The organism is Terriglobus roseus DSM 18391, from assembly GCF_000265425.1.
Lineage (GTDB): Bacteria > Acidobacteriota > Terriglobia > Terriglobales > Acidobacteriaceae > Terriglobus > Terriglobus roseus.
On record NC_018014.1, the window covers coordinates 1,823,030 to 1,843,967 of the forward strand.

At 61.4% G+C, this 20,938-nt stretch carries 24 protein-coding genes; 13 read left to right on the plus strand and 11 right to left on the minus strand.

Features of this window, described 5'->3' with window-relative positions:
* Positions 1-402 precede the first annotated feature (402 nt).
* Positions 403-876 (minus strand): cytochrome c maturation protein CcmE, encoded by a 474-nt coding sequence (locus TERRO_RS07595; protein ID WP_014785417.1) that lies wholly within the window; start codon positions 874-876, stop codon positions 403-405.
* A 146-nt stretch (positions 877-1,022) separates the two neighbouring features.
* Between TERRO_RS07595 and thiC the strand changes: the two genes are divergently transcribed.
* On the plus strand, positions 1,023-2,504 hold the full coding sequence (thiC, locus tag TERRO_RS07600; protein ID WP_014785418.1) for a phosphomethylpyrimidine synthase ThiC: 1,482 nt from the start codon (positions 1,023-1,025) through the stop codon (positions 2,502-2,504).
* A gap of 557 nt (positions 2,505-3,061) precedes the next feature.
* On the opposite strand, the gene mscL is transcribed toward thiC, so the two are convergent.
* From mscL to TERRO_RS07620, 4 genes are all read right to left on the minus strand, one after another.
* Positions 3,062-3,520, minus strand: a complete 459-nt coding sequence (gene mscL, locus TERRO_RS07605; protein WP_014785419.1) for a large conductance mechanosensitive channel protein MscL — start codon at positions 3,518-3,520, stop codon at positions 3,062-3,064.
* A 49-nt stretch (positions 3,521-3,569) separates the two neighbouring features.
* Complete coding sequence (locus TERRO_RS07610) at positions 3,570-3,878, minus strand: hypothetical protein (RefSeq protein ID WP_014785420.1); 309 nt, start codon at positions 3,876-3,878, stop codon at positions 3,570-3,572.
* Positions 3,862-4,944 carry an S-methyl-5-thioribose-1-phosphate isomerase gene (gene mtnA / locus TERRO_RS07615; protein WP_014785421.1) on the minus strand — a complete coding sequence of 361 codons (1,083 nt, stop codon included), beginning with the start codon at positions 4,942-4,944 and terminating at the stop codon, positions 3,862-3,864. Before mtnA ends, TERRO_RS07610 begins: the two co-directional genes overlap by 17 nt.
* Positions 4,945-5,067: 123 nt before the next feature.
* Positions 5,068-5,910, minus strand: a complete 843-nt coding sequence (locus TERRO_RS07620; RefSeq protein ID WP_014785422.1) for a PGN_0703 family putative restriction endonuclease — start codon at positions 5,908-5,910, stop codon at positions 5,068-5,070.
* Positions 5,911-6,033: 123 nt separating this feature from the next.
* On the opposite strand from TERRO_RS07620, the gene TERRO_RS07625 reads away from it, so the two are divergent.
* Positions 6,034-6,240 carry a hypothetical protein gene (locus TERRO_RS07625; RefSeq protein WP_014785423.1) on the plus strand — a complete coding sequence of 69 codons (207 nt, stop codon included), beginning with the start codon at positions 6,034-6,036 and terminating at the stop codon, positions 6,238-6,240.
* Positions 6,241-6,433: 193 nt separating this feature from the next.
* Here the strand turns inward: TERRO_RS07625 and pyrE are convergent, their stop codons facing one another.
* Positions 6,434-7,042 (minus strand): orotate phosphoribosyltransferase, encoded by a 609-nt coding sequence (gene pyrE / locus TERRO_RS07630; protein WP_014785424.1) that lies wholly within the window; start codon positions 7,040-7,042, stop codon positions 6,434-6,436.
* 90 nt (positions 7,043-7,132) lie between these two features.
* Here pyrE and TERRO_RS07635 point away from each other — a divergent pair, with 90 nt between their 5' ends.
* Complete coding sequence (locus tag TERRO_RS07635; RefSeq protein WP_014785425.1) at positions 7,133-7,642, plus strand: DinB family protein; 510 nt, start codon at positions 7,133-7,135, stop codon at positions 7,640-7,642.
* A 15-nt stretch (positions 7,643-7,657) separates the two neighbouring features.
* Here the strand turns inward: TERRO_RS07635 and TERRO_RS07640 are convergent, their stop codons facing one another.
* The gene (locus TERRO_RS07640; protein ID WP_014785426.1) at positions 7,658-8,590 is read right to left on the minus strand and encodes a CPBP family intramembrane glutamic endopeptidase; all 933 of its coding nucleotides are present in this window, start codon (positions 8,588-8,590) and stop codon (positions 7,658-7,660) included.
* Complete coding sequence (gene uvrA, locus TERRO_RS07645; protein ID WP_014785427.1) at positions 8,587-11,559, minus strand: excinuclease ABC subunit UvrA; 2,973 nt, start codon at positions 11,557-11,559, stop codon at positions 8,587-8,589. The genes TERRO_RS07640 and uvrA overlap by 4 nt, the downstream gene beginning before the upstream one ends.
* A 219-nt stretch (positions 11,560-11,778) precedes the next feature.
* Between uvrA and TERRO_RS07650 the strand changes: the two genes are divergently transcribed.
* Positions 11,779-11,988, plus strand: a complete 210-nt coding sequence (locus tag TERRO_RS07650) for a hypothetical protein (RefSeq protein WP_014785428.1) — start codon at positions 11,779-11,781, stop codon at positions 11,986-11,988.
* A 124-nt stretch (positions 11,989-12,112) separates the two neighbouring features.
* Here TERRO_RS07650 and TERRO_RS07655 read toward each other — a convergent pair whose 3' ends face one another.
* Entirely contained in the window at positions 12,113-12,892 is a 780-nt protein-coding gene (locus TERRO_RS07655) for a hypothetical protein (protein WP_014785429.1), read from the minus strand.
* Positions 12,893-13,013: 121 nt separating this feature from the next.
* Here TERRO_RS07655 and TERRO_RS07660 point away from each other — a divergent pair, with 121 nt between their 5' ends.
* From TERRO_RS07660 to TERRO_RS07670, 3 genes are read left to right on the plus strand one after another with little or no spacing between them, the layout of a single operon-like run.
* Positions 13,014-14,078: a hypothetical protein gene (locus tag TERRO_RS07660; RefSeq protein WP_014785430.1), complete on the plus strand. Its 1,065-nt coding sequence runs from the start codon at positions 13,014-13,016 to the stop codon at positions 14,076-14,078.
* A 51-nt stretch (positions 14,079-14,129) separates the two neighbouring features.
* On the plus strand, positions 14,130-14,777 hold the full coding sequence (locus tag TERRO_RS07665; RefSeq protein ID WP_014785431.1) for a nitroreductase family protein: 648 nt from the start codon (positions 14,130-14,132) through the stop codon (positions 14,775-14,777).
* A 41-nt stretch (positions 14,778-14,818) separates the two neighbouring features.
* Complete coding sequence (locus tag TERRO_RS07670; protein ID WP_245536248.1) at positions 14,819-15,757, plus strand: alpha/beta fold hydrolase; 939 nt, start codon at positions 14,819-14,821, stop codon at positions 15,755-15,757.
* Here TERRO_RS07670 and TERRO_RS07675 read toward each other — a convergent pair whose 3' ends face one another.
* Positions 15,758-16,384, minus strand: a complete 627-nt coding sequence (locus TERRO_RS07675; protein ID WP_014785433.1) for a UbiX family flavin prenyltransferase — start codon at positions 16,382-16,384, stop codon at positions 15,758-15,760.
* A gap of 107 nt (positions 16,385-16,491) precedes the next feature.
* Between TERRO_RS07675 and TERRO_RS07680 the strand changes: the two genes are divergently transcribed.
* On the plus strand, positions 16,492-16,686 hold the full coding sequence (locus TERRO_RS07680) for a type II toxin-antitoxin system VapB family antitoxin (RefSeq protein ID WP_014785434.1): 195 nt from the start codon (positions 16,492-16,494) through the stop codon (positions 16,684-16,686).
* The gene (locus TERRO_RS07685; RefSeq protein ID WP_014785435.1) at positions 16,683-17,051 is read left to right on the plus strand and encodes a type II toxin-antitoxin system VapC family toxin; all 369 of its coding nucleotides are present in this window, start codon (positions 16,683-16,685) and stop codon (positions 17,049-17,051) included. The genes TERRO_RS07680 and TERRO_RS07685 overlap by 4 nt, the downstream gene beginning before the upstream one ends.
* On the opposite strand, the gene lysS is transcribed toward TERRO_RS07685, so the two are convergent.
* Entirely contained in the window at positions 17,048-18,865 is a 1,818-nt protein-coding gene (lysS, locus tag TERRO_RS07690; RefSeq protein WP_014785436.1) for a lysine--tRNA ligase, read from the minus strand. The two genes, TERRO_RS07685 and lysS, sit on opposite strands and share 4 nt — an antisense overlap.
* Before the next feature lie 63 nt (positions 18,866-18,928).
* On the opposite strand from lysS, the gene TERRO_RS07695 reads away from it, so the two are divergent.
* From TERRO_RS07695 to TERRO_RS07710, 4 genes are all read left to right on the plus strand, one after another.
* Positions 18,929-19,177: an AtpZ/AtpI family protein gene (locus TERRO_RS07695; RefSeq protein WP_041593125.1), complete on the plus strand. Its 249-nt coding sequence runs from the start codon at positions 18,929-18,931 to the stop codon at positions 19,175-19,177.
* The gene (locus TERRO_RS07700; protein WP_014785438.1) at positions 19,177-19,611 is read left to right on the plus strand and encodes a hypothetical protein; all 435 of its coding nucleotides are present in this window, start codon (positions 19,177-19,179) and stop codon (positions 19,609-19,611) included. The genes TERRO_RS07695 and TERRO_RS07700 overlap by 1 nt, the downstream gene beginning before the upstream one ends.
* A gap of 71 nt (positions 19,612-19,682) precedes the next feature.
* Positions 19,683-20,414, plus strand: a complete 732-nt coding sequence (gene atpB / locus TERRO_RS07705; protein ID WP_014785439.1) for a F0F1 ATP synthase subunit A — start codon at positions 19,683-19,685, stop codon at positions 20,412-20,414.
* A 56-nt stretch (positions 20,415-20,470) separates the two neighbouring features.
* Positions 20,471-20,890: an ATP synthase F0 subunit C gene (locus tag TERRO_RS07710; protein ID WP_014785440.1), complete on the plus strand. Its 420-nt coding sequence runs from the start codon at positions 20,471-20,473 to the stop codon at positions 20,888-20,890.
* Positions 20,891-20,938 lie beyond the last annotated feature (48 nt).

The following is a 20,938-nucleotide window of genomic DNA, read 5'->3' on the forward strand; positions in this document are numbered from 1 at the left end:
CCTCCGCCTGAGCGGACCCATGACCTTCTTTTTCGGACCAATTTATTTCCAGTACTTCCTGGATGATCTGCCAACGCCTGGTGAACAGGTGAGCGCGCTGACCGGCTAGTTTGAGTGGGCACTGCGGGTCGAGCTTGTGTCTGCTGAGTGGGAAGGGCAGAGCTTTTAGCTGGCGATGAGGCCCCAGAAACAGATTGGGCTTTGGCCTCAGGTCGAGCGTTCCTCAGCGAGAAAACGGACCTCAGCGGCTAAAGCCGATTGCTTCTTTGGGGACTTTTTCGGCACAGCTGAAAGCTGTGCCCTTCCGAACGCGATCTTGGTCAGCTTGCGACCAAATCTTCGGTTGAAGTTTGGCGCGACCGAGTGGAAATTCCGAGAGGTAGAGCTTCGACTGCGCGTCAGCTACTTGGCGGGCACCACGAGCGTAGCGGTCGTCCCGGTCACGGGGCTGCCTGCCGGCTTGTCGCCGGGCTTGGCGGGTGCGTACTTGCTGGCGCACTTGGCCTGGAGCTGGTTGGCCTGGAAGGTGCCGTCCCGGCCCAGGTGACCCATGGCCAGAGCCTGCGCGTCGTCCTTGAAGGTGTCGGGTGGCGGCTCGGCGCCGTCGTAGTTGACGGGGAGTTCCTTACCCAGTTCCAGCAGAACGAAGCTGGCGTGGGTGCCCATGCGGTGGATGCTGCCGGGCTTTACATTGCCGGCCACACGCAAATTGCGCGAGTAGGCCTTCTTGCCCATGCCCTGCAGTTCGCCGATGGTGCAGTAGTAGCTGGTGGCCTTGCTGTCGCGCGCGCCGCTGATGGCCAGGTAAAGCACTGCCGCGATGATGACGACGGATGCAACGATGACCTTTACGGAGGATGCGCTCTTGGTGTTCATGGCTTCTCTATTTTACAGCGCATTCGCGGGGGCTGCCGTGCCGAAGATCGCACCGTCTTTGGGCCGGCTGGAACGGTTACGCCGCCTCGTCGACCCTGCCAAACGGGTATACTTCGCCATAAGTCACACGCAGGGAGACACAGCAGATGAGCGCACTCGCGGGCAGCAACGGTAACGGACACAACGGCAATGGAAAGCAGTACGACGTGCCAACGCCGCGCGCGGAGTGGATCGTCAAGCGCCGCGAAGAGGCAGCACGCACCGGCGACACGAACATGAGCCAGATGCACTTTGCACGCAAGGGCCTGATCACGGAAGAGATGGCTTATGTTGCGCACAAGGAGAAGCTGGCACCGGAGTTCATCCGCAGTGAGATCGCCAAGGGAACGATGATTATCCCGGCGAACGTCATGCACCCGGAGCTGGAGCCCATGGCGATCGGCGTCGGCTCGCTGTGCAAGATCAACGCGAATATCGGCAATTCCGCGCTTGTTTCCAATGTGGATGAGGAGCTGCGCAAGCTGCACACCGCTGTTCACTTTGGTGCAGACACGGTGATGGATCTCTCGACCGGCGGCGACATTCCGATGATTCGCGAAGCCATCATTCGTCACTCGCCGGTGCCGATCGGTACCGTGCCGTTGTACGAGGCGCTGAGCCGCGTGAAGCGTGTTGAGGATCTGAACATCGATCTTTACCTCGAGGTGATCGAGGAGCAGGCGCAGCAGGGCGTCGATTACTTTACGATCCACGCCGGCGTGCTGATCCAGTATGTGCCGATGGTTTCGAAGCGCATCACCGGCATTGTGTCGCGTGGCGGCGCGATCCTGGCGCAGTGGATGACGGCAAACCACAAGCAGAACTTCCTCTACGAGAACTTTGACCGCATCACCAAGATCATGGCGAAGTACGACGTGAGCTACTCGCTGGGCGATGGCCTGCGGCCGGGTTGCGTTGCGGATGCTTCGGATGAGGCACAGTTTGCCGAGCTGAAGACCTTGGGTGAGCTGACCCGTCAGGCGTGGAAGGACGATGTCCAGGTGATGATCGAAGGCCCCGGCCACGTGCCGATGGACAAGATCAAGGAGCAGGTCGACAAGGAAGTCGAGCTTTGCGACGGCGCTCCGTTCTACGTGCTTGGACCGCTGGTTACGGATATTGCACCGGGCTATGACCACATCACCTCCGCGATTGGTGCGGCGATGATCGGTTGGCACGGCGCGGCGATGCTCTGCTACGTGACGCCGAAGGAGCACCTCGGTCTACCGAACGAGAAGGACGTAAAGGACGGCATCATTGCGTACAAGATCGCCGCGCACGCAGCGGATATTGCACGGCACCGGCCGGGTGCTCGTGATCGTGATGACGCTATTTCGCATGCTCGTTACACGTTCGATTGGGATGCGCAGTTTGACCTGTCGCTGGATCCTGAGACCGCTCGTGGAATGCACGACGAGACGTTGCCGGATGATTACTACAAGGAAGCGGCCTTCTGCAGCATGTGCGGACCGAAGTTCTGCTCGATGAACTGGTCGAGCAAGGTCGACAAGTACAACGAAGAGGTTCATGGTTTGAAGAAGCCGGAGCTGACGCAGATCATGACGGAGCAGCTGGCTCTACGCGGATAACCGTTTCTTTCAACAGAAACAAAAAGGGCCGCACATACTGTGCGGCCCTTTCTATTCTTCAGGTATGCGTCCTGGAGTATCGCGAAACGCGACCACCGCAGGACTGATCAACATGGCAGTAAAGCCGAGAGCAAGCAGCAAATGGTGCATTGTGGCCTCACGGACTGTGCGAATCGCTCAATCCAACATGAGCATGCGCCCGGAGAGATCGTTTTTCCAGTGAAAATACGTCCAGGGTTATGACTGAAAGGGAACATTAGGCAGAAAACGGAAGGGCCGCGCGAGCGGCCCTTGTGGTTTAGTGCCTCCCGGAGAGAGGCGGATCTTCGCTCGACCGAGTGGTAGAAGCGCTGATTCCGGAACCTTCTCCACCGCTGTCGTCCTGACGGAAGGCGATCAGCGACGGGACAAGAAAGATGAGCAGAGCAAATATTCCAACGACGACATCATGCATTCAGACAGCCTCAACGCCGGTTTCGACCGGCTGTCTCAGCATGCACTTTTGTCAATATTAAAGCTATTAATTTTCACCCTGTCGAATTCGGCAGGATGAACTGTTAAGCGGCAACTGGCTCGGTGCAGAACTTGCAGCGCGTTGCGGCGACGGGAATGTCACTGAGGCACTGCGGGCAGACCTTGGTTGCAGGCGGCGCTGGCGGTGCAGCCGGTTCGAACTTCTTCATGAGGTACTTCATGGGTACGACGATGAGGAAGTAGATTGCGGCGGCGTTCAGCAGGAAGCTGATGAGCGCATTGAGGAACTTGCCGATATGGATCTCGCCCGGTGGGACGTAGCCTGCAGGCAACGGGCTGGGCGGCGTAATGGTGCGCAGCGTGGGCATGTGGAAGACCAGGCTTGAAAAGTCTGGTGCGCCTACAAGCGCGGAGATCATCGGGGTGATGACGTCGGCGGTCAGCGAAGAGGTGATGGCGCCGAACGCGGCACCGATGATGACGGCGACGGCAAGATCGACGACGTTGCCGCGCAGGATGAAGTCGCGAAAGCCTTTCAGCATGGATGTGCCCTTTCTGTTCGAACCAGCTTACACGTCCCCATGGTGGTGGCTAGAGCCAGAGCGGGTAGACCAGGAAGAAGGCAATCATGCACACGGCCATCAGGTCCATGTAGGCGCAGAGGACGACGCCACCGTGATACCAGCTCCAGCGTGTGCGCATGCAGCGGAGAGTGTCTGCTGTGCCGATGAAGGAGAGCAGCAGCGGCAGCAGGATCCAATAGGACAGCCGATTGTGAGGGAAGTTCGACAGCCAGAAGGCTGAGAGCAGTGCGATGAGGACGAGCAGATTGGCGCGCACGAGCGAGCGTTTGCGCCAATCTGCAAAGTCCTGCAGCCACGAGTTAGGCGGTGGCTGCATTCACCTCGGCCTGCATGGCGAGCATGGTGTCGTCATAGGGGGGATAGAGCACGCCACGCTCGGTGATGATGCCGGTGACGTACTTGGCGGGTGTGACGTCGAAGGCGGGGTTTTCGATGCCGACGCCGTCGGGCGTCATCTGCTTGCCGTTGGAGTGGGTGACCTCGTAGGCGTTGCGCTGCTCGATGGGGATGTCATCGCCGTGCTTCGTGGCCATGTCGACGGTGGCCCAGGGAGCTGCGACGTAGAAGGGGATGCCGTGCTCCTTTGCGAGAACCGCGACGGTGTACGTCCCGATCTTGTTCGCAACGTCTCCGTTGGCTGCGATGCGGTCTGCGCCGACGATGACGGCCTGGATGCGACCCTGGCGCATGAGTGCGCCGCTCATGTTGTCGCAGAGGACAGAGGTGGGGATGTTGTCCTTCATCAGCTCCCACGCGGTCAGACGTGCGCCCTGCAGGAAGGGGCGCGTCTCGTCTGCGAGGACGTCGATGACGTGGCCGCGTTCGACTGCGGCGCGAATGACGCCGAGCGCCGAGCCGTAGCCGCAGGTAGCGAGCGCGCCCGCGTTGCAGTGCGTCAGGACGGTGCCTTTCTTGGGGAGCAGGTCCGCACCGAATTGGCCCATCGTCTTACACGCCGCGATGTCTTCGTCGTACATGCGATTGGCTTCGGCGATCACTTCGTCGGTGATGGCCTTCAGCTTGTCTGCGTCGCTGCGGTCGGCGGGCTGCGATGCTGCCAGTTTGCGGACGAGCGTGCGAATGCGCTCGATACCCCAGAAGAGATTGACGGCGGTTGGACGCGTTGCAGCGAGGACTGCAGCTGCTTCATCAACGTCCTTCAGCAGAGCGTCGACTGTGGTCGCGGGGGACTTCTGTACGGCGAGCGCCATGCCCATGCCGGCCGAGACGCCGATGGCCGGTGCGCCGCGCACGATCATGTCGCGGATGACGGTGGCAACGTCCTGGTAGGTGGTGGCGAGAACGTAGGTCTCTTCCAGCGGCAGCTTCGTCTGATCGAGGAAGTTGACGCCCTTGTCGGTCCATTCGAGGGTAGGAATCATCGTCTTTCAGTTTACTGCTCTGGGCGTTCGGGTGCTTGGGGCGGGTGGCCCGCTTCAGGACATGGAGGTCGGGACGGCATCCTTACCGCGTCGTCATCTCCCGCGCTTGAGGGGATGACGGGCTTAGGAGTGAATGCCGTATTTCGCGCTCAGGAATGCCTGAAGAGGCCGAGGCAGTGTAGTCGCGATCTCCTGCCAAGTGAGGAAGAGCATGCGGCTGCGCAGGGCTGAGGCGTGAATGCAGGCGATGACGGCAAACCACTCCTCGCGCAGATCGGGGCGGCGTGCGTCGCAGAGGACGGCGAAGCGTGCGTCATGGTGCGCTGCTGCGAGGACTCCGCGCAGGAGCTGGTAGCCGCGGAACTGGCCGCGTGTGCGTGGCAGGCGTTCCGTGTCGAAGAAGAGTTCAAAGTCCTGGTAGCGGGCCATCAGGTCGGCGCGTGCGGTCTGGAAGTTGCTCTCGCTTAGCTTGGCTTCTACGAGCAGGTCGCCCAGACGCATGTCGGCCTCAGTGCGGTCTTCCAGGTCGTTCGCGATGGGCGTGCGAACGCGTACGCCGAACTCCGGCTGTGCGTCCGGTTCGATGTGTAGCAGCGCTTGCAGCGGCTTCGATTGGAGGGTCTTCGGGTGGCAGAAGATATTCATCAGAAGCGCGTCGCTGCTGTTGCTGCAGTCGAGTTCGGCGCGCTCGCGTTCGTTGCCACGCACGATGCGGCTGGAGGCGGTGTAGGCCTTGGCGAGTCGCTGTGACCACGCTGCGTTGGCCCGGATGCGCTTGTAGGAAGCGGGGAAGAAGTTGCCGTGGTTGCCGGTCTCGTCTTCACGATAGAGAACGCTGGCTATGGAGCCGTAGGTGGTTTCGTGTGCGTGCTCGGCGGCGAGAGCGAGATTGCGTTCGCTCAGTTCGCGGCGTAGCTGGGAGGCGGTTTGTGGAGCGGCTTCGGGGAGTGTCGATCGCGCCGGCATTCTTCTATCTTAGGCGATGATAAGGCGAAGAGCGCCGATGTATCGATTGCGGCTTCGCAGCTTGCGTGGAGGCTCACGTCGGCTTCACGCGGTTATGGCTCTGCGAAGAGCTAACATCGACTGATGCGCTTTCTGGATAAAGAGAACCTCGCCGCGGGCGAGGACTGGTATGGCAACAACGCTGCGGTGACTTGCTACAACTGCGGCAAGGTCTTTCTTACATCACAGATCCTGCATCGCAAAGGCCGTGCTTGTCCGCAGTGTGGCGCCTGCAAGGTGATGTTTACGAAGCAGGGTGTTGAGGTTTCTGAAGCTGGGGACACCATTTAGCCTGCAGGTTGCAGCGTCGGCTGTCCCGAAAGTGTCTGACATGCAATTGGGATTGCGCCCGTGAGGCATGCTCGCCGTTGGACCATCAAAAAAAAGCTGAACCTCAGTGGCTAAAGCCATTCGATGGAATGGAATCTTGGCACAGCTAAAGCTGTGCCCTTCCGAATAGCCATTGGCAACCGTCGTTTGTTGCCTAAGCTTGCTTGAGTTTCTCTGCGCGTACGTCGGTTGCGGTGTAGACGCTGACGAAGGGTGTGGAGCCGATGACGGCTTCGATGTTGGCTCGGCCGCCCTGTTCGCGGTCTACGAGGCAAAGGACTGCAGCGACCTTCATGCCTGCGGCCTGCACGGCTTCGATCGCGGTGATGGTGCTGCCGCCGGTGGTGCAGACGTCATCCACTACGACAACCTCTGCGCCTTCACGGACGTAGCCTTCGATCTGGCGGCCGGTGCCGTGCTGCTTCATCGCCTTGCGGACGAGGAAGCCGTGGACGGGCTTCGCTTCGGGGTGCTCCAAGGCGTACCAAGCTGTAGCGGATGCGGTGTTGCTGACGAGTGGGTCGGCGCCCATGGTGAGGCCTCCTACGGCGACTGCGTTGGGTGCGTGCTGGCGGATCAGTTCGGCGAAGACGAGGCCACTGAGGCGGCCGCCTTCCGCGTCGAGCGTGGTGGTGCGGCAGTCGATGTAGTAGTCCGACTTGACCCCAGACGCGAGCGTGAAGTCACCGAGGCGGAAGCTCAGCTTTGCGATGAGAGAGAGCAGGGCGGCACGATCGGCGACGAGGGCTGTGGTCAGGTCCATGTCTCTATAAGAGCAGCGACTTCGCGAGTCAGCAAGTTGGCGTTGACAAGGATTTTGCCGAGGCGTTTGATGCCTGCTTGAGGTGATGGCATGGATGCTGTTGGTTTCTTCCTGGCACAGTTGGAGCGCGAGCAGGCACTGAACAGGAAGGTGCTGCAACAGGTGCCGGAAGGAAAGAACTCGTGGAAGCCACATGAGAAATCCATGGAGCTCGGCTATCTGGCCGCGCTGATAGCGCAGATGCCAGGGTGGATTGCGATGATGATCGCGACGGACGGGCTGGATCTTGACGACAAGGAGTCGGGCGACAAGTTTCAGGCACGGGCTTCCGAATCAAGTGAGGCTCTGATGAAGCTGACCGAAGACAACTACGCAAAGGCAAAGTCCGCGCTGGAAGGGACAACCGAAGAGCACCTCGGGGGACCGTGGGCCTTTCGTATGCGCGGCGTCGATCTAAACGGCGGTCCGCGACTGGAGCAGATCGCCGACGCGTTCACGCATATGGCGCACCATCGCGGGCAGTTGACCGTTTACCTGCGACTACTGGGCCAGAAGGTGCCCGCGACGTATGGGCCCAGCGCTGATGAGAAGGTCGGCTGACGGTCCGCTTCGCAATTAGTGATTGCTGAGTTTGTCGAGGTGCCGGAAGCCGTCGGTGAGGAAGAACATCACCACGAACAGGAAGCCGTTGTAGGCTGCGTGGACGGTGGCGCTGGCGGCTACGGAGCCGAAGCGCAGTCGCACGAAGGTGAGGACACCGCCGACGAGCCAGAGGACGCCCACGGCGTTCCATGCCCAGCCGAGTTGTGCGGCGTGCATGGCGGCGAAGAGACCGCTGGTGAGGATGCCGGAGAAGATGAGACCTCGACGCGACAGGTCGGCGGTGGTGGCCCAGCGTTCGCGGGTCGCGTCGCTCCAGCGGGAGCCGATCCAGTCGAAGAAGATGGCGAAGCCGCGGAGGAGAAAGCCGCGGAAGAAGATCTCTTCGCAGACCGGCGCGACCAGCGTGCCGAAGATGGCGATGATCCAGACGTCGGACGGGTGTTTGAAGAACTCGTCGACGGGCATTTCTTTTGGAAGCGTCAGGAAGCTTTCCAGCGCCTGCGCGACGATGCTGAGGATCATGCCGGTCAGCAGCAGCTTCGCCACGTTCATGCGTGCGGCGATCGAGTTCCAACTGAGGACGTCGCCGAAGGGCCGCCGCCACATGCGCGGGAAGAGCACGTATGCGGTTAGCAGCGTGAGGCCGAAGGTGATGGCCTCAAGGAAGATGCTGGCCTTGGGCTTTGCGCTGATGACTTTCGCGGCGTCGTGTGCGGAGGCGTGGCGAAGGTCTGCGGCGATGTCATAGGCGACGGCGAAGCCGATGGAGGTCAACGCAAGGAAGACCACGATCATGACGAGGATTATGGCGGCGTAGCCGAGGTTCGGCTGACGCTCCAATGGTTCATCGATGGGCATGGCAGGCTGCGGCGACCACAGCCGGAACTCGCGCGGCGGTGGCGGGATGTGGTCGGCGGGATCGAAGCCGTTGGGATCGTCTCTCACGCGATCTTCGTCCTTGCGGCCTTCTTTGCCTTGCTCTTCACGGCTGCGGCTTTCGCTGCGGCCTTGCGCTTGGCGGCACGCTCTTCCACGCTGGGCGCGAACTTGGTTGGGTTCGCGACTTCGGTCTTCACGTTCACGGGAGCAACGTATGCGGGCGCTGGGCCGCGCTTCGTATACGGGCGCTCTTCGTACAGCTTGGCCAGGAAGAAGCCTGTGTGCGACGCGCTGATCTTGGCGATCTGTTCGGGTGTGCCCGCGCCTACGACGGTGCCGCCGCCATTGCCGCCCTCAGGACCCATGTCGATGAGCCAGTCAGCGTTGCGGATGACGTCGAGATTGTGCTCGATGATGAGCACGCTGTTGCCAAGACCCACGAGTCGCTGCAGGACTTCAAGCAGCTTGCGCACGTCGTCGAAGTGCAGGCCGGTGGTCGGTTCGTCGAGCAGGTAGAGTGTGCGACCGGTCTGGCGCTTGCTGAGTTCCTTGGCCAGCTTCATGCGCTGTGCTTCGCCGCCGCTGAGCGTCGTTGCGGACTGTCCAAGGTGGATGTAGCCCAAGCCTACGTCTACGAGCGTCTGCAGCTTCTGCTTGATGTTCGGCAGGTCGCCGAGAGCAACGAGCGCGTCCGCGATGGGCAGGTCGAGGATGTCTGCGATGGAGAGGCCGTTGAGCTTTACGGCGAGTGTCTCCTGGTTGTAGCGACGGCCGTTGCAGACCTCGCACAAGACGTAGACGTCCGGCAGGAAGTTCATCTCAATGCGGCGCTGGCCGTCACCCTGGCAGGCCTCGCAACGACCGCCCTGCACGTTGAAGCTGAAGCGGCCGGACTTATAGCCGCGCTCGCGCGATTCGGGCAGCATGGCGAAGTATTCGCGGATCTGCGTGAAGACGCCGGTATAGGTCGCGGGGTTCGAACGCGGTGTGCGGCCGATGGGCGACTGATCGATCTGCACGGCCTTGTCTAGCTGGTCGATGCCGATCACGCGCTTGTGTGCGCCGGGCTCGTCCTTGCTGCGGTAGAGGAACTTGGCAAGCGAGCGGTAGAGGATGTCATTGACGAGCGTGCTCTTGCCGCTGCCGCTGACGCCGGTGATGACGACGAGCGCGCCGAGAGGGAAGTGCGCGGTCACGTTCTTCAGGTTGTGCTCAGTTGCGCCTTCGACCACGATCTCTTTGCCGCTGAGCGCACGTGGTGCGTCGTTGCTGCGGATGTCGATCTTGCCGGAGATGTACTGGCCGGTGACGGAGTTCGGGTTGGCTGCCATCTCAGCGGGCGTACCCGACTCGATGAGGTAGCCGCCGTTCTTGCCGGCGCCGGGGCCGAGATCGAGGATGTAGTCGGCCTTACGGATGGTGTCTTCGTCATGTTCGACGACCAGAACGGTATTGCCGAGGTCGCGCAGGTTTTCCATAGCGGCAATCAGCTTCATGTTGTCGCGCTGATGAAGCCCGATGGATGGCTCATCGAGCACGTAGAGAACGCCGCGCAGCCGTGAACCGATCTGTGTTGCCAGGCGGATGCGCTGGCCTTCGCCACCGCTGAGCGTGGCCGCGCTGCGATTCAGCGAAAGATACGACAGGCCGACGGCATTGAGGAATTCGAGGCGCTCGATGACTTCCCGCTGCAGGCGATCGGCGATGAGCTTTTCGCGGCCGGTGAAGTGGAAGGTCTGCGCGGACTGCATGGCTTCGTCCAGCGGCAGAGAGGTGAAGTCGCTGATGGACTTGCCGTCGACCTTTACGGCGAGTGATTCTGGCCGCAGGCGCTTGCCGTTGCAGGCGGGGCAGAGCGTCGCGGACATGTACTGCATGTAGTACTCGCGGAAGCCGTCGGACTTGGACTCTTCGACGGTGTCGCGCAGGTAGCCAAAGATGCCGTGGAAGCCGGTGCGTGCGGCTTCGCTGCGAGGCGGACCGTACAGCAGCAATTTCTGCTGGTCTTCTGTCAGGTCTTCGAACGCGAGCTTCAGGTTGATCTTGTTCTTATCGGCGAAGAGCTTGATCAAGCGCAGGAGGTAGGCAGATCCAGCGCCGGGCCCCATGGCGCCGTCGAGCAGCGGCTTTGACCAGTCGGTGATGGTCTTGCCGGGGTCGAAGTCGTAGATGCTGCCAAGGCCGTTGCACTCGGTGCAGGCGCCGTAGGTGCTGTTGAACGAGAACGAACGCGGCTCCAGCTTGGGCACGTTGATGCCGCAGTCCGGGCAGGCCATGGAGGTGGAGTACAGCGTCTCGTCGAGGCCATGGATGGCGATGACGACGAGGCCGCTGGCCATCTGCAGGGCCTTTTGGACGGAGGCTTCCAGGCGGCGTGTGTCGGGCTTGCCTTCGGCATCGAGCTTCAGGATGACGCGATCGACAACGGCTTCGATGGTGTGGTTCTTGCGCTTTTCCAGGCGCATGCCCTCGGTGATCCCGATCATCTCGCCGTCGACGCGGGCGCGGAAGCCCTGCTGGTCGAGTGCTTCGAGTTCTTCGCGGAACTCACCCTTGCGGCCGCGGACGAGTGGTGCAAGGACCGTGATGCGTTCGCCGGGCTTCAGCGCGACGACGCGCTCCACGATCTGGTCAGCGGACTGTCGACTGATCTCGTGACCGCACTGTGGGCAGTGGGGCTTGCCGACGCTGGCCCACAGCAGGCGCAGGTAGTCGTAGATCTCCGTGATGGTGCCGACGGTGGAACGGGGCGAGCGCGAGGTCGTCTTCTGCTCGATGGAGATGGCGGGGGAGAGACCGTCGATGGCGTCGACGTCAGGGCGCTCCATCTGGTCGAGGAACTGCCGCGCGTAGGCGGAGAGTGTCTCGACGTAGCGGCGCTGGCCCTCGGCGTAGATGGTGTCGAAGGCGAGGGAACTCTTGCCGGATCCAGAGAGGCCGGTGACCACCGTCAGCGAGTTTCGCGGGATGCTGACATCGATGTTCTTCAGATTGTGGTGACGCGCGCCGCGGACGGTGATGTGACTAATGCTCATAGGGGTGTTCGGGACCGATGGTGGGCGGGTTGCGCCGCATCCTCAAGGTTACGGCATTCGGGCCCAATGCGTTTCCGGCATACTAGAAGCAGCTTGTAGCCGTTCCCCATCGGCAGCTGCCTCTCATGGTTTGTTGCAGGTACCCCTTTGGGTACTGCCGCGCGTGCGCTCGGCGGGGCAAACTGTGTAAGACCGTTCTCATCTCTGATGGAGACGGAAATGCCCATCCCCATGGGCAGGAGAGATTTTGTGACGACCGTTGTGTTGATTTGCGCCGTTCTGGCCAGCCTTGCTGGTGGAGTCCTGCTGGCGTACGCGATCTGCTATTCGATGTTCAATGTGTTCCGGATCCACTCGATCCAGGTGGCACAGCAGCGCGCCGCGAAGCGCGAGGCTCAAGCGATGACCGCGGCAGACGTCGCGATCTAGTTTCGGGTGTCCGATTTGTCTTGCCGGTCCCTACGCCTTTCATGGCGTTGACCGATTTTTCCTGTCAAAGTCCAGAAAAACGAACACGCGTTACGCGCGAGAAAATTCCTGCGCGTACGAACACCTACTGCGGCTCGTTCTGTTGCTGTTGCTGACGCCTGCGGAGTTCTTCGAAGATCTGTTCCGGAGTGCGGACGCCGTTGGGCGACTGTTGCTGGTCTGCACCGGCGGCTGGATCGGTGGTGGTGTCCGGCGGGGTGCTATTGGGAGTGGCACCGCCAGTGCCATCCGGCATGGGCGGTTGCCCACCCGGGCCGTTTGGATTCGGGTCACTGAGTTCTCGCGAGCCAAAGGTTCGACCGGGTCGCTGGACGATCGGTATCCCGGGACTAGGAGTGCGACGGAAGTCCTCGTCATTGGAAACCTCGCGCACCTGTGGGGGCGATGCGGCGCCCGTGCGCGTGGTCAGGACGAGCTCTTTCGGTGTGGTCGCGTTGCCGTTTACGAGCATCATGTTGATCGCCAGGCCATCGAAGAGCTGGCTCATGACGGCCTGGACGGAACCCGGGCCGTAGGTGCCGAAGACGCGTTCGTCCGGGACGCCGCCGGTGATCTTCATACCCGTCTGGCGTGCAATCTGTTGCAGGATCTCGGGAAGGGCGCTGCCGCCGGCGTTGACCGTCAGCTTTCCGCCGTTCCATGTGACCTGAGCTTCGCCACGCGGCGTGCTCTCCTTAACGGCGGGGCGCGCGGAGGGCAGGTCAGAGACGGACTGCGTGGGAGCCGTGGCGGGGATGGCGGCCGACGGCTTCGCCTGCGCTGCAAACGCCGCAGCGGAGACGGTGGAGACCGCGAACGCCGTGAGACGGAGAGACCGGCGGATCAGAGTTGAGCGCTGCGTCATGGCTGCATCCTTATGCGTAAGACGGTTCTGACGGGGCAATGTGCTTACCTCCGCCGGGTGCGTCGCGTCTGTACTAGACTAGCAACCGCGGTGGCATGTGCCGCAACTGGAGTTTTTGCCGATGTGGCTGGTGCGAACGACGCAGGGAAATGGGCGACCGGGATTCGGGATCAAGCGGGCGATTGTGGCCGCCGCCATGGCTTGTGCGTCGATGCTGACGCCGGCCTTCGCGGAGACATGCACGACACAGTCTGCGATGACGGCGGCCGACCGCGATGCGCTGGTGCGTGCTGGCGAGCAATTTGCGGCGCTGACCGCAGCCAACAACGCTGAGGGTGTTCGCGCCCAGACCATGCCCCAGTTTGCGCAGGACTTCGGCGGCATCGCCGAGGCGATCCGCACGGCCGCGCCGAAGCTGCAGGGCGCGAGTTTCGTGCCGGACACTGTGTGGATTCTGGATGCTTCCACCTCAAAGCCAGGTGCTGACGGCAGCGCGCAGGATGCGCAGTTCTTCTGCAACCTGAATCGCGGGTCGCTCCAGACGAGCTTTCTGATCCCGGCGTTGCCGGCAGGGCGATATGCTCTGGTCGTCCTGAATACGGCGGGAACTGCCGATCCCTACCAGATCGCCATGCTGCTTCGCCAGAGTGCGACGGGCACCTGGCAGCTGGGTGGCCTGTTCCCGCGCGCAACTACCGCGGGCGGTCACGACGGCCTGTGGTTCTGGAAAGCTGCACGCGATTTCGCGGCGAAAAAGCAGTCCTGGAACGCTTTTGTGTACTACAACGAGGCCGAGCAGCTGTTGAAGCCGGTCAGCTTTCTGAGCAGCTCGCACCTGGAGTCGTTGCAGGCGGAACGGTCGAAGGCGGCACCGCCGGCGCTGTCGACGGGTATCAGTACAAGTCAGCCCCTGGTGATAGCACCCAAGGCGGGCGCGGAGGTTCGCGTGACGAGTCTTGAGGCGCTGAACGCTCCTGCGCAGGCGGGCATCGACCTGCTGGCGCATGTCCGTACGGAAGATGCCCTGACGGATCCGGTGGCGTCGCGAGCGCGCAACACGGCCGCCGCCAAAGCCATCGTCGCGGCCTATCCGGAGCTGCGGACGGCCTTCCATGGCGTCTGGATTGTTGCCGACCTTCCAAATGGGACGACATTTGTGAGTGAAGAGCCGATGGGCGCGTTGTAGTTCCACATCGGAACTAGCTCGAAATCGGCGCTGCCGTTACACTCATACCCGATGCACCAACCGCTTAAATCGCTGTCGGACGCGATCCGCGAACGCCGCAGCACGCCATCCTTTGATGGGCGTGAAGTCCCGGCAGAGGACATCCGGACGATTCTGGAGGCCGGACTGGCCGCGCCATCGGGCTACAACGTGCAGCCCTGGCGCTTCGTGGTCGTTCAATCGGCCGATGTCAAAAAGAAGCTGCGCGCCGCTTGTTTTAACCAGGCAAAGGTGGAAGAGGCGCCGGTCGTCATCGCTTGCTGCGGTGACGCAGACAGTTGGCGCCGCGACGCGGATGAGATCGTGCGCATGGGCCTGGAAGGCGGCATGAGCGAGGGCTACGCCGCGCAGTTGAAGAGCTACGTGGAAAGCTACCTGCTAAGCCTGAACACCGACCAGATGCATGGCTGGCTGAACAAGCAGATAACCTATGCCGCGGCCTATATGCAGCTGACGGCTGAGGTCATGGGCTACGACACCGCGACCATGGAAGGCTTCGAAGAGGACAAGGTGAAGGAAGCTCTTCGCCTACCGCTGAGCTACTGGGTTGTGTCTCTGCTGGCTATAGGCCACCTGAAGGGTGCGGACAAGTACGACGGCGGCCGCTTCGACATCAATCACACCTGCTTTGCAGACGAGTTTGGGAAGCCGCTGAAGTGAGCGGAAGTCTCACACGTCGATGGCCGATTTACCTCGCATCTGTGGCTGGTCTTGTAGTGGTGCTGGCGCTTGTCGTCTGGCTCAATCCCTTTCTGCTGATCGATGCTGGTATCGACGTCTATCTGCGCGGGCATGGTGTGAAGCATCACCATGTGGATGTTGAGGGATACAGCATTCAGTACCTGGAAGCGAAGCCTCCGGCAGGTTCGCCGGAGAAGCCGCTGGTGCTGGTGCACGGCCTGGGCGCACGCGCGACCGACTGGACGCCGCTGATCCCAACGCTGGCGGCGCATGGCTATCACGTCTACGCGCTCGACCTTTTGGGCTATGGCAACTCGCCCAAGCCGCGTGACGGCGATGCTTCGCTGGCCGTGGAAGAGCGCATTACACTCGGGTTTCTGCAGGCCCTGCACCTGGACAAGCCGGACGTCGCGGGCTGGTCGATGGGTGGATGGGTGGCGATGAAGCTGGCGCTGGATCATCCGGAGCACGTTCGGCGGTTGCTGCTGTACGACAGTGCGGGCCTGTACTTCATCATCGATTTCCCATACTCGCTCTTTACACCGAGCGATCGCGCAGGGTTTGACGCACTAATGGAGAGGATTGAACCGGATCAGCCACGCATGAAGATGCCGGCCTTCGTGATTCCGGGCATGCTGCGACGCTTTGAGAAGAGCCGCAGCATCGTCGACAGCTCGTTCCACAGCATGCTGACGGGCCGCGAGATCCTCGACTTCCGCGTGCATGCTTTGAAGATGCCTGTGCTGATTGTCTGGGGGACTGAGGACAAGCTGACGCCGCTGGCCACGGGCCTGCGTCTGCATGAGCTGGTGCCGCAATCTGTGTTCGTAGGCCTGCGTGGCTGCGGACATCTGGCGGCCGCGGAGTGTTCGAGCGCAGCGCTGCCGGCAACGATCAAGTTCCTGGACGCGGAGCCACCGATGGCAGCTTCGGCCACGTACATCGACGTGCCGCGCTAGCTACTCGCCGGCCTTCCACTGATAGGCTTCGCTCTGCTGCAATCCCACATGCGCGAGGACGCGGCAGGCGAACTGCCGTGCGATCTCATCCAGCCCGGGCGGACGGAAGTACATCGCTGGAATGACCGGGAAGATGGTCGCGCCCGCGTCCGCTGCCAGGGACATGTTGCGCAGATGGATGCGGTTCAGCGGTGTCTCACGCACGCACAGGATGAGCGGACGCCGCTCTTTGAGGGTGACATCTGCCGCGCGATCGATCAGGCGTGCGGCGAGGCCGTTGCTGATGGATGCGAGCGTTCCCATGGAGCAGGGCAGGACGATCATGCCATCCGACGGATGACTGCCGCTGGCAACCGCGGCGCCGATGTCATCGTTGCGTACCGACTTGATCTTTGCCGAAGCAGGACCGCCACCGACCGCCTGCAGCAGCGCGTCAACGAGACCGCTGCGACCGGTGGGTGCAAGCTCCTCACCGACGACACGCAGCGCGTGGTCTGACGCGATGAAATGCACGGTGCCAACGCGGTCATCCGCATCCAGCAGTTTCAGCAGGGCAGCGGTGAAGAGGGCGCCGCTGGCGCCCGTCATTGCAACAGTAAGATTCCGGCCTTGCGTCGTTTCCGCCATCTCTCGATTATCGCTGAGTTTTACACGGCATTTGCGTCGGGAAGCCGCCGCTTGTCATCACTGGAAGTGGCATCAAATGATGATAGATTCGTGCCTGAGGTACAGCCATGCGGACAACGATCGTTCTCGATGATGAGTTGATGGAGCGCGCGAGTGAGATCACCGGCTTGTCAGAAAAGTCGGCCATTGTCAGGGAGGCATTGAAGGCGCTCGTGGCCAGGGAAGCGGGGCGCAGGCTCGCCGCATTGGGTGGCAGCGCGCCAGATCTGAAATTGCCTCCCCGGCGTCGGTCTGCATCGTGACGTTGGTCGACACCTCAGTCTGGCTGGACCACCTGAACACGGCCGTTCCGTCCCTGGCGCGGCTGCTTCTCAAGGACGAGATCATGATGCATCGATACGTCATTGGAGAGGTGGCAATGGGCAACTGGAGGCGACGTTCGCAGACGCTCGCCGACCTGAACGAAATGCGTCAGGTAATGCCAGCCACGCACAGCGAAGTTCTCCAGCTCGTTGAGCGGCACCACCTTTACGGCACCGGAATCGGCTACGTGGATGTGCATCTGCTCGCAGCCGTTCGGATGACGCCCGGCTGTGACTTTTGGACACGCGACAAGCGGCTGAAAACAGCGGCGACGAAACTTGGGATCGCGTCGCCGCTCGTCTAGCTTGAAGGTTCTTCGGACTTCTCCAACACCGGCTTCTTTGCGGGCCGAAGCAGCGGGAAGAGGATGACATCGCGGATGGAGCGCGAGCCGGTGAGCAGCATGGTCAGACGGTCGATGCCGATGCCTTCGCCGCCGGTGGGTGGCAGGCCATAGGCAAGCGCCCGAACGTAGTCAGCGTCCATGGCGTGGGCCTCGTCGTCGCCGCGTTCCTTCTCGTGAAGCTGATCTTCAAAGCGGCGTCGCTGATCTTCCGGGTCATTCAACTCGCTGAAGGCGTTTCCGATCTCGAAGCCGCCAATGTAGAACTCGAAGCGCTCAACCCAGTCGGGTTCGTCTGGCTTGACCTTGCTGAGTGGGCTGACGGCTAGCGGGAAGTCGTAGATGATGTGCGGCTGAATGAGATGTTCTTCAGCGACGGCTTCAAACAGGTCGGAAATTCGCTTCCCGAGAGGCGTGGACTGATTCATCTCGTCTGCGATAGCGAACAGTGTTCTATTCAGCGCTATCCACTTTTGCGGCAGATCAACGAAGTTGACGCCTCGATCAGCTTCATTGGAATTGAGCGCGGAGTCGGGTGGGTAGGCAAGTCGCTTTGAGGCCGCCAGTGCATTCACTACGAAGTGATTGAACTCCACCGTATTGTCGAAGGTGCTGCTCGTGGGGGCTTCGCCAAGTTCCTTTGGCCACCACTTGATAATCGCTTCCTTCATCGAAAGCTTCGTCCACTTCCCAAGATCAATCTCAACCATCTCGCCAGCGCGAGGCCCCTTGGGCAGCGGGAAGTTGATCAGCGTCGTCCCATTCACTTCGTTGGCGACGAAGGTGATGATCTCTTCCGTGATGTTCATCAGGTCGTGGTAGTTCGCGTAGGCCTGGTAGAACTCCAGCATCGTGAACTCAGGATTGTGCTGGGTGCTGATACCTTCGTTGCGGAAGTTGCGATTGATCTCGTAGACGCGGTCCATGCCGCCGACGACCAGGCGCTTCAGGTAGAGCTCCGGCGCGATGCGCAGGTAGAGCTCCATGTCCATGGTGTTGTGGTGCGTGACGAACGGACGCGCCGCTGCGCCGCCGGCGACCGGCTGCATCATGGGCGTCTCGACTTCGATGTAGCCGCGGCTGTCGAAGTAAGTGCGTAGCGCCTTCAGGATCTGGGCGCGCTTCACGAAGACCTCGCGTGCGGGCAGGCGCTTGAGCGGGGCCGTTGCGGCGGCGATGGCCTCGGGATTTTCGCTATCGGCCGCAGCCTCCTCGGTGGACGGCTCGGCGGCGTCTTCGCCGGTATCCATGAACAGGTCGACGTACCGCTGGCGGTAGCGCAGCTCAATGTCGGTAAGGCCGTGGAACTTGTCGGGTAGCGCGAGCATGCTCTTCGACAGGAAGACGAGCTCCTGCACGTGCACGGTCAGTTCGCCGGTGCGCGTGCGGAAGAGGAAGCCCTTCACGCCGATGTGGTCGCCGAGGTCGAGCAGTTTGTAGAGTTCGAAGGCGGGCTCGCCCACGTCGTCCTTCCGCACGTAGATCTGCAGGCGGACGCCGTTGTTTTGCAACACGGCAAAGCCTGCCTTGCCCTGGCGGCGATGCGCCATGACGCGGCCGGCGCTGGCGACTGCGGGCTTGTCGGCCTCAAGCTGTTCGCCGGTGACGTCGACGTAGGTGCCCAGGATCTGCGGCGCAGTGTGCGTGAACGGAAAGCTGTTGGGATAGGTGGCTTCCAGCGGCAACAGGCCGGCCTGCACGCCAAGCTCCTGGATCTTTGTGAGCTTTTCCTGGCGTAGCTTGTATTGCTCTTCTTCGAAATCGGATGCGAACATGTCTTTCGAAGTATAGAAGGCTGCGGCACGCGGCAGCGCGCGCGTGATGTAATGGCTTCTGCGATGAGTAACGAAGGCAAGACACCGGGCAAACCGAAGGGCACACTGGGCGATCTGGTGAAGGCTGAGAGCATGATCCAGCTTGCGATTGCGCTGCCGATTGGCTGCGTCGTCGGCTGGTTCCTGGGCAGCCTGATCGACAAGCATTTTGGCACGCACTACTGGATGGTGATCGGCATTCTGATCGGAGCGGCGGGTGGATTCATCAAGATCTACCAGACCGCCGCAAAGTTCATGAAGGATCCCGAATAGTGGCTGAGAGCCTGGCGAACTTTACCGATGAGGATGCGCGAGCGGTCATCACGCGCGCCGTCAAGATCGTCGTGGTCCTGGGCATCATCGGCGCGCTGATTACGCTGGCGAAGGCGGGCTGGAAGTCTGCGTTATTGTTGCTGATTGGCGCGGCAATTTCGGCAACCGGTCTGTGGGAGTGGCGGCGGCTGATGGCTGCTCTGACGGCTCGCATGGAACCGATGGAAGGCGAGCATATTGTGGGCGCGCGGAGGCCCTCGATCGGGTTCGCGCTGGCCGGGTTCTTTCTCCGTTTGTTCGCAGTCGTGGCCGTGCTTTATGTTAGCCTTAGGTATCTGAACGGCTCTGCGCTCGCGCTTGCAGCAGGCCTTGCGATGGGCGTCTTTGCGCTTACCATCGAGGGCTTGCGGTTGCTGCGTAGCGGCACCATTTAGCCGCCACTCAGAGCCGATTTCGAAACCCCTTCCGATTCATGCCCCTGCGGTGTGAACGACAAGAAAGAACCATGCCGGAACAGCTAGTTTTTACCCGATTTCTGAATGCGCACTTTGCCGGTCCGGTGGATGCGTTGTTGCGTGCCGTGCACGTGCATCCCGTGTACCCGGATGCGCCGATCTCCAACGCTGTCGCGATGGAAGTGATCGTTGTTGCGCTGCTGTTGGTGTACTTCGTCGCAGTCCGCACCTCGCTTAGCGTTGACCGCCCGAACGGCGTGGCCCACTCCGCGGAGATGGTGCACGAGTTCGTCAGCGACCAGGCGGAGAGCATCGTCGGCCACGGCTACCACAAGTTTGTCGGCTACCTTTCGGTGCTGGCACTGTTCATCCTGGTGATGAACCTGTTGGGCCTGATCCCCGGCCTGATGTCGCCCACGTCGAACCAGGTCGTCCCTCTTGGCTTGGCGCTGGTCACGTTCATCTACTACCACTACCACGGCATCCGTTCGAATGGCGCCGGCTACATCAAGCAGTTCCTTGGCCCCGTCTGGTGGCTGGCACCGCTGATGTTCATCATTGAAGTCGTCTCGCACCTGGCGCGTGTTCTATCGCTCACCGTCCGTCTGTACGCGAATATGTTCGCGGGCGATCTCGTGACGCTGGCGTTCTTCTCGCTGATCCCGGTCGGCGTGCCCTTGATCTTCCTGGGACTACACCTTGGCGTGTCGGTTATCCAGACGTACGTGTTCATGCTGCTGGCGACGATCTATCTGAGCCTGGCTGTCAGCCACGAACACTAGAAAGTACAACCCATGTCTCAAAAAGCGAGACATGGGGCACCCCAAGTTTGACTTCGATGGCGCAGCCTCTGCCATCGTTGGAGTTCGACCCGGATGAGCGTGAGGGGGTCAGCACGGTGAACCTCAACCACCCACTGGTCCGGCATTCTGGAGGCATTTGGAGCACCACCATGAAGTTCATGAAGTACATGTTTATGATGTTGGCCACGCTGCTCATCGCGTCGCCGGTCTTCGCACAGGAAGCTGCTGCCAGCTCTTCCAAGGGCATGCTGTACATCGGCGCAGGTCTGGGCATGGCACTCGCTGCCGGTCTTTGCGGCCTGGCACAGGGTAAGGCAACGGCTTCGGCCGCTGAGGCACTCGCGCGCAATCCTGGCGCACGCCCCGGCATCTTCACCTTCCTCATCCTCGGTCTCGCCTTCATCGAATCGCTGGCTCTGTTCACGTTCGTCATCATCTTCATCAAGCTCCAGTAGTTCCTGCGCTGCATAAGCAGCCACAAGAAAGGCCCTCGCTTCGGCGAG

Bases quoted from the DNA above. Each gene is read 5' to 3' on its own strand.
- TERRO_RS07660 (WP_014785430.1), top strand. From the start codon at position 13,014: ATGTGGCTGGTGCGAACGACGCAGGGAAATGGGCGACCGGGATTCGGG.
- pyrE (WP_014785424.1), bottom strand. From the start codon at position 7,042: ATGGACCTGACCACAGCCCTCGTCGCCGATCGTGCCGCCCTGCTCTCT.
- TERRO_RS07635 (WP_014785425.1), top strand. From the start codon at position 7,133: ATGGATGCTGTTGGTTTCTTCCTGGCACAGTTGGAGCGCGAGCAGGCA.
- TERRO_RS07610 (WP_014785420.1), bottom strand. From the start codon at position 3,878: ATGCAGCCACCGCCTAACTCGTGGCTGCAGGACTTTGCAGATTGGCGC.
- TERRO_RS07655 (WP_014785429.1), bottom strand. From the start codon at position 12,892: ATGACGCAGCGCTCAACTCTGATCCGCCGGTCTCTCCGTCTCACGGCG.
- TERRO_RS07710 (WP_014785440.1), top strand. From the start codon at position 20,471: ATGGCGCAGCCTCTGCCATCGTTGGAGTTCGACCCGGATGAGCGTGAG.
- TERRO_RS07625 (WP_014785423.1), top strand. From the start codon at position 6,034: ATGCGCTTTCTGGATAAAGAGAACCTCGCCGCGGGCGAGGACTGGTAT.
- TERRO_RS07695 (WP_041593125.1), top strand. From the start codon at position 18,929: ATGAGTAACGAAGGCAAGACACCGGGCAAACCGAAGGGCACACTGGGC.
- lysS (WP_014785436.1), bottom strand. From the start codon at position 18,865: ATGTTCGCATCCGATTTCGAAGAAGAGCAATACAAGCTACGCCAGGAA.
- TERRO_RS07595 (WP_014785417.1), bottom strand. From the start codon at position 876: ATGAACACCAAGAGCGCATCCTCCGTAAAGGTCATCGTTGCATCCGTC.
- mtnA (WP_014785421.1), bottom strand. From the start codon at position 4,944: ATGATTCCTACCCTCGAATGGACCGACAAGGGCGTCAACTTCCTCGAT.
- thiC (WP_014785418.1), top strand. From the start codon at position 1,023: ATGAGCGCACTCGCGGGCAGCAACGGTAACGGACACAACGGCAATGGA.
- mscL (WP_014785419.1), bottom strand. From the start codon at position 3,520: ATGCTGAAAGGCTTTCGCGACTTCATCCTGCGCGGCAACGTCGTCGAT.
- TERRO_RS07665 (WP_014785431.1), top strand. From the start codon at position 14,130: ATGCACCAACCGCTTAAATCGCTGTCGGACGCGATCCGCGAACGCCGC.
- TERRO_RS07680 (WP_014785434.1), top strand. From the start codon at position 16,492: ATGCGGACAACGATCGTTCTCGATGATGAGTTGATGGAGCGCGCGAGT.
- uvrA (WP_014785427.1), bottom strand. From the start codon at position 11,559: ATGAGCATTAGTCACATCACCGTCCGCGGCGCGCGTCACCACAATCTG.
- atpB (WP_014785439.1), top strand. From the start codon at position 19,683: ATGCCGGAACAGCTAGTTTTTACCCGATTTCTGAATGCGCACTTTGCC.
- TERRO_RS07650 (WP_014785428.1), top strand. From the start codon at position 11,779: ATGCCCATCCCCATGGGCAGGAGAGATTTTGTGACGACCGTTGTGTTG.
- TERRO_RS07620 (WP_014785422.1), bottom strand. From the start codon at position 5,910: ATGCCGGCGCGATCGACACTCCCCGAAGCCGCTCCACAAACCGCCTCC.
- TERRO_RS07675 (WP_014785433.1), bottom strand. From the start codon at position 16,384: ATGGCGGAAACGACGCAAGGCCGGAATCTTACTGTTGCAATGACGGGC.